Annotated in this window: 17 protein-coding genes; 8 read left to right on the top strand and 9 right to left on the bottom strand. The window is 57.4% G+C overall.

The window, feature by feature from the left end; translation table 11 throughout:
* Positions 1–45: 45 nt before the first annotated feature.
* A complete protein-coding gene (locus ACR0JG_RS07960) occupies positions 46–1,383 on the top strand; it encodes a serine hydrolase domain-containing protein (protein WP_480568813.1) in 1,338 nt (445 codons plus the stop codon).
* A 6-nt stretch (positions 1,384–1,389) separates the two neighbouring features.
* Here the strand turns inward: ACR0JG_RS07960 and ACR0JG_RS07965 are convergent, their stop codons facing one another.
* The gene (locus ACR0JG_RS07965; protein ID WP_170426121.1) at positions 1,390–1,875 is read right to left on the bottom strand and encodes an RNA pyrophosphohydrolase; all 486 of its coding nucleotides are present in this window, start codon (positions 1,873–1,875) and stop codon (positions 1,390–1,392) included.
* 137 nt (positions 1,876–2,012) lie between these two features.
* Here ACR0JG_RS07965 and ACR0JG_RS07970 point away from each other — a divergent pair, with 137 nt between their 5' ends.
* The 3 genes from ACR0JG_RS07970 (at position 2,013) to ACR0JG_RS07980 (ending at position 4,774) form a co-directional block, all read left to right on the top strand.
* Positions 2,013–4,040, top strand: a complete 2,028-nt coding sequence (locus tag ACR0JG_RS07970) for an FAD-dependent oxidoreductase (RefSeq protein ID WP_480568816.1) — start codon at positions 2,013–2,015, stop codon at positions 4,038–4,040.
* A gap of 96 nt (positions 4,041–4,136) precedes the next feature.
* Positions 4,137–4,388, top strand: coding sequence for a hypothetical protein (locus ACR0JG_RS07975; RefSeq protein ID WP_170408518.1), 252 nt, complete (start codon positions 4,137–4,139; stop codon positions 4,386–4,388).
* Entirely contained in the window at positions 4,385–4,774 is a 390-nt protein-coding gene (locus ACR0JG_RS07980; RefSeq protein WP_480568819.1) for a hypothetical protein, read from the top strand. Before ACR0JG_RS07975 ends, ACR0JG_RS07980 begins: the two co-directional genes overlap by 4 nt.
* A 26-nt stretch (positions 4,775–4,800) precedes the next feature.
* On the opposite strand, the gene ACR0JG_RS07985 is transcribed toward ACR0JG_RS07980, so the two are convergent.
* A complete protein-coding gene (locus ACR0JG_RS07985; protein ID WP_170648822.1) occupies positions 4,801–5,241 on the bottom strand; it encodes a DUF4399 domain-containing protein in 441 nt (146 codons plus the stop codon).
* Between the two features lie 228 nt (positions 5,242–5,469).
* On the opposite strand from ACR0JG_RS07985, the gene ACR0JG_RS07990 reads away from it, so the two are divergent.
* Positions 5,470–6,375, top strand: a complete 906-nt coding sequence (locus ACR0JG_RS07990) for a LysR family transcriptional regulator (protein WP_170394766.1) — start codon at positions 5,470–5,472, stop codon at positions 6,373–6,375.
* A gap of 67 nt (positions 6,376–6,442) precedes the next feature.
* Here ACR0JG_RS07990 and ACR0JG_RS07995 read toward each other — a convergent pair whose 3' ends face one another.
* The 5 genes from ACR0JG_RS07995 to ACR0JG_RS08015 form a co-directional block, all read right to left on the bottom strand.
* The gene (locus tag ACR0JG_RS07995; protein WP_480568822.1) at positions 6,443–7,258 is read right to left on the bottom strand and encodes a DUF2189 domain-containing protein; all 816 of its coding nucleotides are present in this window, start codon (positions 7,256–7,258) and stop codon (positions 6,443–6,445) included.
* A gap of 148 nt (positions 7,259–7,406) precedes the next feature.
* Entirely contained in the window at positions 7,407–8,306 is a 900-nt protein-coding gene (locus ACR0JG_RS08000; protein WP_170514039.1) for an OmpA family protein, read from the bottom strand.
* Entirely contained in the window at positions 8,303–8,875 is a 573-nt protein-coding gene (locus ACR0JG_RS08005; protein ID WP_170394773.1) for a peroxidase-related enzyme, read from the bottom strand. The genes ACR0JG_RS08000 and ACR0JG_RS08005 overlap by 4 nt, the downstream gene beginning before the upstream one ends.
* 10 nt (positions 8,876–8,885) lie before the next feature.
* The gene (locus ACR0JG_RS08010) at positions 8,886–9,596 is read right to left on the bottom strand and encodes a GNAT family N-acetyltransferase (RefSeq protein ID WP_170426109.1); all 711 of its coding nucleotides are present in this window, start codon (positions 9,594–9,596) and stop codon (positions 8,886–8,888) included.
* Entirely contained in the window at positions 9,593–10,315 is a 723-nt protein-coding gene (locus ACR0JG_RS08015) for a molybdopterin-binding protein (RefSeq protein ID WP_170394779.1), read from the bottom strand. Before ACR0JG_RS08015 ends, ACR0JG_RS08010 begins: the two co-directional genes overlap by 4 nt.
* 51 nt (positions 10,316–10,366) lie before the next feature.
* Between ACR0JG_RS08015 and sfsA the strand changes: the two genes are divergently transcribed.
* The 3 genes from sfsA (at position 10,367) to map (ending at position 12,648) form a co-directional block, all read left to right on the top strand.
* Positions 10,367–11,065, top strand: coding sequence for a DNA/RNA nuclease SfsA (gene sfsA, locus ACR0JG_RS08020; RefSeq protein ID WP_480568825.1), 699 nt, complete (start codon positions 10,367–10,369; stop codon positions 11,063–11,065).
* Between the two features lie 66 nt (positions 11,066–11,131).
* Positions 11,132–11,701: a proton-conducting transporter membrane subunit gene (locus tag ACR0JG_RS08025; protein WP_170514054.1), complete on the top strand. Its 570-nt coding sequence runs from the start codon at positions 11,132–11,134 to the stop codon at positions 11,699–11,701.
* Between the two features lie 134 nt (positions 11,702–11,835).
* Positions 11,836–12,648 (top strand): type I methionyl aminopeptidase, encoded by an 813-nt coding sequence (gene map, locus ACR0JG_RS08030; protein ID WP_170394785.1) that lies wholly within the window; start codon positions 11,836–11,838, stop codon positions 12,646–12,648.
* Here the strand turns inward: map and ACR0JG_RS08035 are convergent.
* Together ACR0JG_RS08035 and ACR0JG_RS08040 are read right to left on the bottom strand one after the other, a co-directional pair.
* On the bottom strand, positions 12,636–12,815 hold the full coding sequence (locus tag ACR0JG_RS08035) for a hypothetical protein (RefSeq protein ID WP_480568828.1): 180 nt from the start codon (positions 12,813–12,815) through the stop codon (positions 12,636–12,638). The two genes, map and ACR0JG_RS08035, sit on opposite strands and share 13 nt — an antisense overlap.
* A 25-nt stretch (positions 12,816–12,840) precedes the next feature.
* Positions 12,841–13,476 carry an HAD family hydrolase gene (locus tag ACR0JG_RS08040; protein ID WP_480568831.1) on the bottom strand — a complete coding sequence of 212 codons (636 nt, stop codon included), beginning with the start codon at positions 13,474–13,476 and terminating at the stop codon, positions 12,841–12,843.
* Position 13,477 lies beyond the last annotated feature (1 nt).

A 13,477-nucleotide genomic window follows, 5' to 3' on the forward strand; every position in this document is an offset into this window, starting at 1 on the left:
TCGGAATGGCTACCCTTTTTTTGGATGTAAGGGGGGAGCCAATTCATGTTGGGCAGAGCACTCAGGATCACCGCAGGAACATTGGCGTTGGGGCTTGTGGCCGGCGTTGGGTACTTGCTGATCTCTCCGCCCGACCTGTTGCGAGTCGGGACCAACTATTCGGCCAAGATCGTCTGTTCTAACGTGTTCATCGCCGGGCGGGATGCGCAAGAGGTTCTGGCGGTTGATGTGCAGGCGCCCGGGCATCCGTTGCTGAAACACGTCTCGGTCTCGGTTGACCCCGAGGCGCAATCAGTATCTGCAAAGCTACTCGGGATCTTCGCCCCTGCGACCAGCCAATATCGCGAGGGGCTGGGATGTGCGAATACGCATGAGGCCCAACCGGTCAACGCCCAGCTAAACACTCTGCCCGCGCTGTCTGATGCACTTTGGCCGGAAGGCACCACAGTGGCTCCAGCGCAGAACTCCAAATTGGCAATGGTTCTGTCGGACCCGACCATTCTGGGAGAGGGCTTCCGCGCCGTTGTTGTGGTGCATGATGGCCGGATCATTGGTGAGGCTTATGCGGATGGATTTGACGAAAATACCCCTCTTCTGGGCTGGTCAATGACCAAAACCATAACCTCTGGATTGATTGGAACGCTGATAAAATCCGGTCAGATGAAGTTGACGGATACACTGGTCGATTCATTTCCCGATTGGGCAGAGGACAACCGGCAGCACATTACCGTCGAGGATATGTTGACCATGTCCAGCGGCCTGCGATGGAACGAAGGCTATGGTGACGTCTCGGACGTGACTCGGATGTTATATCTGAGCGACGACATGGCGGGGTTTGTCACTTCACTTGAGGCCGAGGCTGAGCCAAATACTGAATTCAACTATTCGTCGGGCACATCCACCGTCTTGGCGCGGGTCTGGCAGGATCAGGTCAAAGATGACAGCTTGTCCTATCCGCAGCGCGCACTCCTGCTGCCACTGGGCATGACCTCGGCCATACTTGAAACTGATGTTTCTGACACCTTTGTCGGCTCAAGCTATATGTACGCCACAGCGCGGGATTGGGCACGATATGGGCAATTCCTGCTGCAGGGCGGCACATGGGACGGGCAGCAAATTCTGCCCGAAGGGTTCACTGACTGGATGTTCGAACCGGTTGCTGTCTCGGGCGGGGCATATGCCAAAGGTCACTTGTGGCGCGACGTGCCGGGTGGAGAACCCCCGTTCGAAGATGCGGTCTGGATGGCCGGACACGATGGGCAATCGGTCGGGATATTCCCTTCGCGTGATCTGGTGATCGTGCGATTGGGGCTTACACCGTCCGATACCGGTTATTCCCCGCTGCCGCTGGCCAAAGCGGTGATTACGGCGCTTGGTTCCTAACCCGAACTACCCGAGATGCGGCTGAAACGCAGAAAGCACCTGCTGGTAGACGTCCTTTTTGAACGGCACGATCTCATCGACCAGCCGCGTCGTGGTCTGCCATTTCCAATGGGTGAACTCGGGGTGCTCGGTGGCGATGTCGATCTGATCATCCCGGCCCAGAAACCGCATCAGGTACCATTTCTGCTCCTGCCCGCGATACCGGCCCTTCCAGATTTTCGGCACAATGTCATGCGGTAGGTCATAGGGCAGCCAGCCGTCGGTCTCGGCAATGATGTCGACCAGATCGCTGGTTACACCAGTTTCTTCCCAAAGCTCGCGCAGGGCCGCATCGCGCGGGTCTTCGCCCTTGTCCACGCCGCCCTGAGGCATCTGCCAGGCGTCCTTGTGACGATCATTGCGTTGGCCGACAAAGATCAGACCCTCGGCATTCATCAACATCAGTCCCACGCAGGGGCGATAGGGCAGTTTGGCGATTTCATCAGGGGTCATGCGCGGCCTCGTGATTAAGCTTTGCTGCGTCTCTAGCAAGCGCCGCGGTAAAGGCAAAGGGAATGACGTTAGGTTTCGCGTGACAAAGGTGACGCGAAGGTCAATCTGACGGTCGAAGTCGGGAGGGAGAGTTTGCCATGACTGCGTACCCAAATATGCTGGCCCCGCTGGATCTGGGCTTTACCACGTTGAAGAACCGCGTGCTGATGGGCTCGATGCATACCGGGCTGGAAGAGACTGGCGATTGGAATCGGGTTGCTGAATTCTACGCAGACCGGGCGCGCGGCGGTGTGGCGCTGATGGTGACCGGTGGGATTGGCCCAAACCTTGAAGGCTCGGTGCTGCCGGGGGCTTCGATGATGACCAACGATACAGAGGTGGCGAACCATTCCATCGTCACCCGACGCGTGCATGAGGCTGGCGGCAAGATCGCCATGCAAATCCTGCATGCGGGGCGGTACGCCTATGGGCCGAAATGCGTCGCCCCCAGCCCGGTGAAATCTCCAATTTCTCCGTTTCCGCCGCATGAGCTGGACGAAGAGGGCATCGAGAAGCAGATCGGCGATATCGTCAACGCGGCTGTTCTGGCCCAGAAGGCGGGCTATGACGGGGTCGAGATCATGGGCTCCGAGGGGTATTTCCTGAACCAGTTCCTCGTGACCCACACCAACAAGCGCGAGGATCGCTGGGGTGGGTCATACGAGAACAGGATGCGTCTGCCCATTGAGGTGGTGCGCCGCACGCGGGAAGCCGTGGGGAGCGATTTCATCATCATCTATCGCCTTTCGATGATTGATCTTGTGCCCAATGGGTCGACCCATGATGAGGTTGTGGAACTTGCGCAGCGGATTGAGCAGGCCGGGGCAACGATCATCAACACCGGTATCGGCTGGCACGAGGCGCGGATTCCGACGATTGCTACCAGCGTTCCCCGTGCTGCGTTTGCGTGGGTTACCAAGAAGCTGATGGGTAAAGTCGGGATTCCGGTGATCACGTCGAACCGGATCAACACGCCTGAGGTTGCCGAAGAAGTTCTGTCGACCGGTTGCGCCGATATGGTGTCTCTGGCGCGGCCGATGCTGGCCGACGCGGATTTCGTGAACAAGGCGATTGCGGATGAGGCCGCGAAGATCGCGCCGTGTATCGCATGCAATCAGGCCTGTTTGGACCACACTTTCAGCGGTAAGCTGACCTCATGCCTGGTCAATCCGCGCGCCTGTCATGAGACCGAATTGGTGATCGGCAAGGCCGAGACACGTAAGACCGTGGCCATTGTCGGCGCTGGCCCTGCAGGTTTGTCCACCGCGATGACAGCTGCCCAGCGCGGCCATGATGTAACCCTGTTTGATCGCGCGGCCGAGATAGGCGGGCAGTTGAACATGGCCAAACAGGTGCCAGGGAAAGAAGAGTTCTGGGGACTGGTCGACTGGTACCGTACCATGATGGACGACCTAGGCGTGACGGTCGAACTGAACCGCGAGGTCAGCGCGGATGATCTGACCGGTTATGATGAGGTGGTCATCGCCACCGGTGTCACTCCACGCGATCCGCAGATTCCCGGCCAGGATCGGGACAATGTGCTCAGCTACATCGACGTGCTGCGCGACAAGGCCGAGGTCGGCAGCACCGTCGCCGTGATCGGGGCCGGAGGCATCGGGTTCGATGTCTCCGAATTCCTGCTGGAAGACGGTCACAGCCCAACCACGGACCTTCCATTGTGGATGAAGGAATGGGGCGTGACCGACCCCGCAGAACACCGCTCGGGCCTGGCCCCCGAGGGCCCGCAGCCCGAAGCACCAGCACGGCAGGTCACGCTGCTGCAGCGCAAGGCGCAGCGTCACGGCAAGGGGCTTGGAAAGACAACGGGCTGGATCCACCGCGCGACATTAAAGATGAAGGACGTCAGTTTCGTTGGTGGTGTGAATTATGAGCGCATCGACGAGGACGGCCTGCATGTCAGCTTTGGCGAAACCCGCGATGATCCAACCGTGATCGCAGCCGAGTCGATCGTCCTATGTGCCGGGCAGGTCTCGGACCGGTCGCTGGCGGATGAGCTGATCGAACGTGGAATCGCCTGCCATGTGATTGGTGGCGCAGATGTGGCAGCTGAGCTGGACGCCAAACGTGCGATCAATCAGGGCACACGTCTGGCGGCAGCGTTCTGACGTTGTAATGCCAGTGCGCTGGAGAAAGCCGCCCCGGAAGAGGCGGCTTTTTTAGTTCCTCTTGACTCATGTGGTACTTAAGTACATATGTACCACATGAGTCAGAATATAGAACGCACCCAAACAGGAATTCGAATCGAGAAGCGACTTTTGAAAGTTCTCAAAGGGCTGGCAGAATCGCTGGACATGACCCTTGGCGACCTGATTGAGGGCATCGCGCTGCACAGCTTTGAGAACAAGCCAGCCTTCTCTGAAGAGACGCTGAAGAAGATCAAACAGCTCAAAAGTGTCTACGACTTCGATTGGACAGCTGAAGACAGCCACCGTTTCAAGGAGGATGAAGAATGAGCGCATCTCGATACGCAGACGTCACCATCGCATTTGAAGCACACGCAATCGACAACGCAAGGTTCGGACACGCCGAACATGTGCAAGTCGCTTTTGACCTGCTACGCAAGTATGATTTCATCGATGCCGCAGCGATCTACGCTAAGGGAATTCGCACGTTAGCAGCGAACGCAGGCGCACCGGACAAGTTCAATCTGACAATCACCTACGCATTCATGAGCCTGATCGCAGAGCGGCTGGCCAACACGCAAGCTACTGACTTTAAGAGTTTCGCACAGGAAAATTCCGACCTGATGGCCAAGTCAGTACTCAACCAATGGTATTCTGCGGACCGTCTCAACACGCAGCTTGCCCGCGATATATTCCTGCTGCCTGCCGCCGCATAATCGCGTTTTGCGGCGGAGGTGAATTGTTACTCCACTGTGATCGTAATCACCTCGGACACAATGGGCGTCGCATGAGGGACGTGGCCTGCATCCCCAAGTACCAGCTGCAAAGTATGCTCACCCGGAGCAAGTTCCAAAGTCACCTCAGTCTGACCGCCACCGAAATGAATGTGATTGTCGTCTGCGGGCAGACCGTATGACAGTTCGTCCGCACCGTCTTCTCCCTGCCCAAGTGGTGGGCGATCAATCAGGAGGTGATGGTGCCCTGTATTTTCCTTCTCGGTTCCAGCGGGGGCAACGCCCATGCCGCTGAGGCCAAAGACTACGGTCACAGGTGATTGCACGGTGTCACCGTCAGACAGGTTGACGAAATAGACCTTCGCATCTGGATTCGATGGTGTTTCCCCTCCGGCCCACGCAAGGCTGGCGGTCAGACACAGGGTAATGACAGCAAATAGGGCTTTCATAGTCTCCTCCGTGGTCACAAAAATGCCATTCTCATCATAGCACGATTGGAAAAAAGTCCAGAAAACGGGGTTTTGTATCGAAAGGCATGGTCCGCGGCATATAGGCCCGGGCGTTTCCTAGTTGCAAACGATCCGATTCAAAACCCTGATATTATCCCATGTCTGCCCAGTTCTTGCCCAGATTGATCGCGATAAAGAGACAACGAACGGAAGACCTGGGGAACGAGAATGGATCGACTAACTGAAATGGAGGCCTTTTCCAACGTGGTGGACCAGGGTGGTTTCACCGACGCGGCCAAGAAAATGGGCATCTCCAAATCAGCCGTGTCTAAACACGTCTCGAGCCTTGAGGCGCGGTTGGGGGCAAGGCTTTTGAACCGGACAACGCGCCGGGTTTCGCCAACCGAGATCGGGTTGGCCTATTATGATCGCGCCCGTCGCGTGCTGAACGACGCAGGCGAAGCGGATGCGCTGGTGACTTCGATGCAATCTGCGCCTTCTGGTCTGCTGCGGATCTCTGTGGCAACAGATTTTGGCGTCAATCACCTGTCGCCGGTCCTGTCGGACTTCCTGTCGGCCTATCCGGACATCACCGTGAACATGGTTCTGAACAACCGCTATGTTGAGCTGATTTCCGAAGGCTTTGACGTGGCCGTGCGCATTGGCGAGCTGGAAGACAGCACGCTGCGCGCCCGCAAGCTGACCGAAACAGTGAAACGCATGGTCGCGTCGCCGAGATATATCGAGCAGTTCGGACGCCCGCAGAAGATCGACGATCTGAACGAACACAAACTGCTGCATTACTCCAGCCAATCCTCGGGCAGCGTGTGGAAGCTGACGGCGCCTTCGGGCGAGAAGCGTCAGGTCCGCACTGCTGGCTGGCTGAGCGTGAATGACGGGCAGTCGCTGCTGAACGCCGCGATCTCGGGGCTTGGGATCGCGCATCTGCCCAGCTATCTATATGCCGAAGCACTGAAATCGGGCGAGGTGGTAGACGCCATGCCATCGCTACCGGATGAGGTTCAGGGCGTCTATGCGGTCTACCCGCCGGGCCGGTTCACCCAGCCCAAGGTGCGGGCGTTCATTGATTTTCTTGTCGAGTCCTTTGCTGAAAAGGGTCCGATGGATTGGTAGAATTCTCCCTGTGGCACCTAAACGGCCCGTGCTGAATGGCACGGGTCTTTTTTTGTCTAGCGATGCATCAGTTAGTCTCTGGTGATACGGCCCGCTGATACAGGTGCCATGTGGTATGGCCCAGGATCGGCAGCATGAAAATCAGCCCCAGAAACGCCGGAACCAGCGACAACAGCATGGTAACCGAGATGATCGCCGCCCAACTGAGCATTACCACCGGGCTTTCAGCGACCACGCGAATGGAAGTGAGCATGGCGGAAACAAAGTTGGTTTCCCGATCCAGAAGCATGGGCATGGCCACCACAGTCACCGAGAACAGGACCGCCGACAAAAAAGCGCCGATACAGGTGCCGACCGCCAGAAAGGTCCAGCCTTGCGGTGTGAAGAAGATGGTGTTCATGAACCCTTCGAAATCCGAGAAGGACGCCTTTTGCAGGATGATCGCCAGCCAAAGGCGGATTTGGTAGGTCCATACCCAGAAAATGAACAGGGTGACAAAGGCCATCCAACCCATCTCGCGCTTGCGTTGATGGGCCATGACGCTGAGGATTTCGGACCAACCGAAGCTTTCCCCTTTCTGCATCCTACGGGACATTTCATAAAGCCCGGCGGCCGCAAATGGGGCAACCAGCGGAAAGCCTACGGCGGCAGGAATGATCATCCAGATCTTGCCAAGCCCGACCAGGCACCAAACGAACAGGATGCCGAAAACCGCGTAGAACAGGCCGAAAAAGCCGCTCATGACCGGGTGTGCGAGGAAGTCGGAAAACCCGGCCTTCAGCGATGCGGTAATATCCTCGGCCGTCAGCCTGTTAACCTCGGGCATGGATTGCTGTGGGACCGTGTTATCCGGCGGAGTGGTATCTTCGGTTTTGGATGCCATGACGCATTCCTCCCAAAGCATGGTGACTGGTGGGACTGCCTGCCAACAGGCCTGATGGCAAGACAGACGCACCGATTAGCTGCAAGTGTGCATCAGGCCGCGCCATCAGGGCAAGAGGGACACAGGGCGTCCGCGGTGCTCGCGCCTGCTAGTTGACCAGCAACACCGCCTCGACCCGGCGATTGAGATCGCGGCCCTCGGGCGTAGCATTAGAGGTAATGGGCGCAAGATAGCCTACGCCCTGCGCCTCGATCCGGTCGGCGGCAACACCGTGCGCTTCGATCAGGCGCGCACGCACGGCTTCCGCCCGTTTGGTGCTGACCGCAATATTGGCCTGCAATGCGCCCGTATCATCCGTGTGCCCTACCAGCGCCAAACGGGTCGAAGGATTGTCGGCCAAATAGCCCGCAAGCAGCGCCAGCGAGGCAAACGGCCCTTCGCCCAGCGCGACTTCGCCGGTGCGAAAGTGCAGGTCATCAAGGATGACATGTCCGGTACTGCTGAGATCGTTTAGCAACCCGGCAGGGCCCTCAACAGTTTCCTCGATCACAAGTGGCTGCGCAGGCTGCGTACCTTGCGGGGTTACCCGGATCATCTGCACATAGCCATCCGGCGGGTTGCGGCTGACCAGCAGGCTCAGCACTTCGTCACCGCGGGAGGCGGATAGAAAACGGTAATCGTGGATCGCCACATACATGTCAGGCGTCGGCACCACTTCGGTGCCAAAGCGGAAATCGAACCCGCCACAATTGCGTGCCTCGCATTCAAACGCGATCTCGAAACCTTGCGCCTGAAGCTGATCCCGAAGCGGTGCAAGAATTTGCAGCGTCGTGCTGGACCCGGCCTGCAGACGCCATGTTAGCCGCTCGACACGCCCTTCGACAGTGCGGGATGGAACTGCGCCGTCGGCAAACACGCCGGTTGGCAGGTCGTAGCTGTCCAATGCACTGGTGCGATCCGAAATCTGCCGGGCGCTAGCGGGCAACGTCAGTTCCTGCGCCTGCACAGGCACGGCCAAAAGGAGGCTAAGGAACAGGAAACGGATCATCGAAACTGTGCGTGATACTCGGGGTTCGGGACCATGGCAGTGGCACTGGCCACGCGGTTGGTCATATTGAAGAAACCGGTGACATTGGCAATGTCCCAGATATCGCGATCCGAAAACCCGACATCACGTAAAAGCTGGCGATCGGGCTCTTCGATTGTGGTGCTGGCGGTAGTCATCTTGGCTGCGAAATCCAGCATTGCACGTTGGCGCGCGTCCAATTTGGCGACGCGGTAGTTCATGACCAGCATCTCACCCAGCTGCGGATCGCCCGAAAGCTGCCGCACCGCTGCGCCATGAGCCACGAGGCAGTAGAAGCATTTGTTGATCGAGGACACCACGACCGCAATCATCTCGCGTTCCAGCTTGGTCAGCCCGCTATCGGCCAGCATCAGATCATTATACATCGAAGTGAAGGCATTCAGCTTGTCGATATCGAAGGCATAGGCGCGCAGGACATTCGGCACCATTCCCAGTTTCTCAACACAGATATCAAAGTATTTCTGCGTCTCTGACGGTAGTGGGTCCACCATTGGCAGATCCAGCGCAGTGGGCATGTCCTGTTTTGTCAATTCGTCCTCCTCAGACGCGCTGGCGATAGTGGTATTCTCCGACGATCTTCATCCCAAGCGAGTGGTAGAGGCCATTGGCCCCCGCGTTCGCCTTGGTACAGATCACGCTAAGCGTCTGCGCGCCATTGTCCAGCGCCCAAAAGGCCGCGGCGCGCATGGCCCACTGGCCCAACCCCTTGCGGCGGTGATCCGGCAGGATTTCCAGCGCGTGAACCATCGCGATACCTTCATGGATCGCCACGAAGCCTGTTCCTGCGGGCTGATCGCTGTGGCGCAACAAAAGGCCGGTCTTTGGGCCCGGTGCCCGGTACATGATCGCAATCCGTTCGGGGCCGATACCGCCCTGCGTCCAGATCTCACGCATGATGGCCAGCGGTTCCCAGATGTTGAAAACAGTCACGCGCGGGATCGGGATATCGGTCAACTGCTGCGCCGGGCAGGAATAGATATTAACCGGATCAAGGATGTCGTAGCCGCGTTGCGCAAGCATTGCATCCAGCGCCTCATCTCCGGGCCGCAGGCAGAAGATGCGTTTTTGACCCATCGCCTGCATGGCGCTTTCGGCCGCATCGATATCGGCGCTGGTGACGTCCCCGGTGCGATTGGCGGCAGAAACGCGTGAACCTCCGCCCTGTCCTTGCCGCAGTCGAAATGGGCCTTGCGTTTGATAGCCGGCGGCAGGCCATGTGCCATCGACAACGGCGGCCCAATCGGGATTCAAAGCTCGATCTCTTTCGCAAGGCGGGTCATAGCGGCATCGATCCGTCCACCCTCGGTGCCGCGCACGACGACGTTGGCTCCGAAGACGCCATTCGTCTGAAACGGATAACAGCCGATCGAAAGATCGCCGAAGTCTTTGGCCAGTGCGGCCAAAGTTGCTGCAATATCGCCTTCACCCCGATCCACACGCAGCGTCTGCGACAAAAGCGGGCTACCTCCGATGAGCGAAGGCAGAACACTCGCAACCATGGCCTGAAAAACCAAAGGCACCCCGGCCATGACATGGACGTTGTTGATGGTAAAGCCGGGCGCGGTCGAGACCGGGTTGTCGATCAATTCGGCCCCTTCCGGAATACGCGCCATGCGCAGGCGAGCGTCGTTCAGTTCCAGCCCGGATTTCTCGTAATGCGCCTCAAGCAATGCACGCGCGTCGTCGCGAACATCGATATGCACGCCAAAGGCACGGGCGATGCAGTCAGCGGTGATGTCGTCATGGGTCGGACCAATACCACCACTGGTAAACACATGGTCATGGGCCTCTGATAGCGCCCTTACGGCTGCCTCAATCGCGGGTGCATCATCGCTGACAATGCGCACCTCTTTCAGGTCAATGCCGTGTTTGGTCAGCTCTCCAGCCAGATAATGCATATTGGCATCGCGGGTGCGGCCCGAAAGGATCTCATCCCCGATCACCAACATTGCAGCGGTTGGATTGGCCATGACGCGCCCTCCCTCTTGATCGACCGTTAGGGCAGGTATAGGCCCTTGGCCATGCGATTTGAAACCCCCCTTGTCCCCGCTCGACTGATCCGCCGCTACAAACGCTTTCTGGCAGACTGCAGGCTGGAAGACGGGCGCGAGGTGACAGCCCATTGCGCCAATCCGGGCTCAATGATGGGGCTGGCAGAACCGGGTGAGAAAATCTGGCTGGAGCCCAACGACGATCCGAAGAAAAAGCTGAAATACGGCTGGCGGCTGGTCGATCATGAGAACGGGCATTTCACAGGGGTCGACACATCAGTCCCCAACAAGGCGCTTCGGGTGGCGCTCGAGGCGCGTGAAATCCCCGAGCTGGCCGCCTATGAAACCGTGCGCCCCGAGGTCAAATACGGTGAAAACAGCCGTATCGATTTCCTGCTGACTGGGCCGGGCCTACCCGATGCTTATGTCGAGGTCAAAAGCGTCACCCTCTCACGCCAACCCGGCCTAGCTGAATTCCCCGACAGTGTGACCGCCCGCGGTAACAAACATCTCGGCGAACTGGCGGCTATGGCGGCACAAGGGCATCGGGCGGTGATGCTGTATCTGGTTCAACGGACCGATTGCGACCGGTTTGCGCTGGCTACCAATATTGATCCGGCTTATGCGGCGGCGTTTGAGGTGGCGCAAGCGCAGGGGGTGGAGAAGCTGGTTTACGGGACGCAGATTTCGCCAAGAGGTGTTTTGGTCAACTCGTCAATCAATTTTTGAGAAAAAATTCAGATGAACCCGACTATTTCTATCGAATTTGCTTAGAGATTCTCAAAGGACAACTTAATGACGGCACTACCGAAGACCGAGAACACCCGTTTAGAAAAGCGTATTCGAACAATCTCAGTGACCCTAATGATTTTGGGAGGGATACCTGTATTGGCTAGATTTTTTGGCGTAGCGTTTGTTCCCTCTCCGATTTGGGTTTCCTGGGCTTTTTGGCCTGCATGCGTAGTGGGAGCAATTTCGGGAGCGACAGCACTTTGGGCGGTTCACCTTAGCTTATCCGAAGGCATCCAATTCTCAGAGCCAATAAAAACAACATTGTCTATATTGTTCATGCCTTTGGTAAGTGCGCTTGCGGGCTTTCTTATAGTGGCGGCGACGATCCCGATGGTTGTTTCTCTTCCCTCTTTTCGCACGGTAGAAATAACATTTGTTGTTAGTGATCCCAATATGGGAGATTATCGGAAGTGCCCTAGGCCAATCGCTCTTAAAGACACGGCGCGTGCTGTTAACGTCGTTTGTGATGTCCCGAACAGTATTCGCAGACGTCTGCGAACCGGAAGACAGATTATTCTTGTTGGCCCAGGAAGCGGTGTCGGCGTATTCCCAACTCACTTTCGTCTGCCTTGATCACCAAGAGCCCTTATCAGTCTACGTGCTAAACCAAATCAACTGAAAAACATTCACCACCGCGCACCCTCTGGTACTTTCTGCACAAGCAGCGTAAAAGAAGTGCTGCGTGAAATATTTGGAGTCCCGCACCGATGAAAGAACATCGTGGCCGTCTGACCAAAGACGGTATCCGCATCTATGAACAGAGTGACTTTGCCGGCATGCATGCGGCAGGGGCGCTGGCTGCGCGGATATTGGATGACATTGCTGAACATGTTTTTGTCGGCCAGACCACCGGTGCGATTGACGGGCTGATCACTCAGATGGTCGAGGATGCAGGTGCGGAATCGGCAACCATTGGCTACAAGGGTTATCAGCACGCCAGCTGCATCAGCGTGAACCACGTGGTTTGTCACGGCATTCCGGGTGACAAAAAGCTGAAGGATGGCGACATTCTGAATATCGACGTGACCGTCATCGTTGATGGCTGGTTCGGTGATACGTCGCGCATGTATGTGGCGGGTAAATTGCCGCGCAAGGCCGAACGGCTGATTCAGGTGACCCACGACGCACTGTTCAAAGGTATCGAGATGGTCAAGCCGGGCAATACCTTCGGCGATATCGGCCACGCCATTCAGGCCTATGTCGAGGCGCATCGGATGAGCGTTGTACGCGATTTCTGCGGCCACGGTCTGGGCCGGGTGTTCCACGCGCCACCAAATGTCCTGCACTATGGTCGTCCGGGTACCGGAGCTGTGTTGGAAGAGGGCATGTTCTTTACCATCGAGCCGATGGTCAATCTGGGGCGTCCCGAAACCAAGACTCTGTCCGATGACTGGACTGCCGTGACCCGCGACAAATCGCTGTCGGCGCAGTTCGAGCATTCGGTCGGTGTGACCGCAGATGGGGTTGAGATTTTCACCTTGTCACCGGGCGGCAAATATCACCCGACCTATTCGTCCTGATCGGTCGCCTGATCGCGTAATAGCTTCAGCAGTAAGGTTTCATCCCGCCACGGGATGACCGCGTCGTGAATGAACACCGGCGCGCGCATCGGTTTGGGCGGAGGCCCAGTTGTGGTGTCGGCGTCTTTCGAAAAAGCCCAGAGCGGAGGTGTGACAGTGCGGTCCATGGACCAAGCATAACACGTTTATGGCTCAAAGTCCCAAAAGCTTGGGCGCATGTAACATGTCGGAGAACACTTCGGCCCCTAGTTCTTCCAATCGCGCACCATCATCATGGGCCGCATAGCCCAGGCAGCGCATATTGGCGCGCATTGCTGCGGTGACACCGTTTTCGCTGTCTTCGATCACAACCGGCACCGTTGCGCCGAAATGCTGAGCAGCGGTCAGGAACAGGGTCGGGTCGGGCTTGCCCGTTCCAAGCACCTGAGCCGAAAACATCACATCTTGAAAACGCTCCCAAAGACCATTCTGGCCCAAAGTAATCTTCATTTTCTCAGGCCGCCCATTTGAGGCGACACAATAGGGAATGTCGCTTGCATCCAGTTGCGCCAGCAATTCACGGATACCCGCGACCAGAGGCGTGCCTGCTTTCAGCGTCTCGTAGATTTCCCCATAGATTTGATCAGTCCAGTCATCCGGCAGATCAGCCCCCAGCTCGCGCGCCTTGTCGCGCACACCGGTCATGGTGCCGCCAACAAACAGGGACATGCATTCGGCTAAGGACAAGTGCAGGCCATGGCCAGCGAGATTGTCGACCATGACCTGATTGGACAAAACCTCGCTATCGACCAGAACGCCGTCGCAATCAAAGATAACCAGATCGTGCATC

The sequence above is a fragment of the Ruegeria sp. AD5 genome (assembly GCF_056542345.1).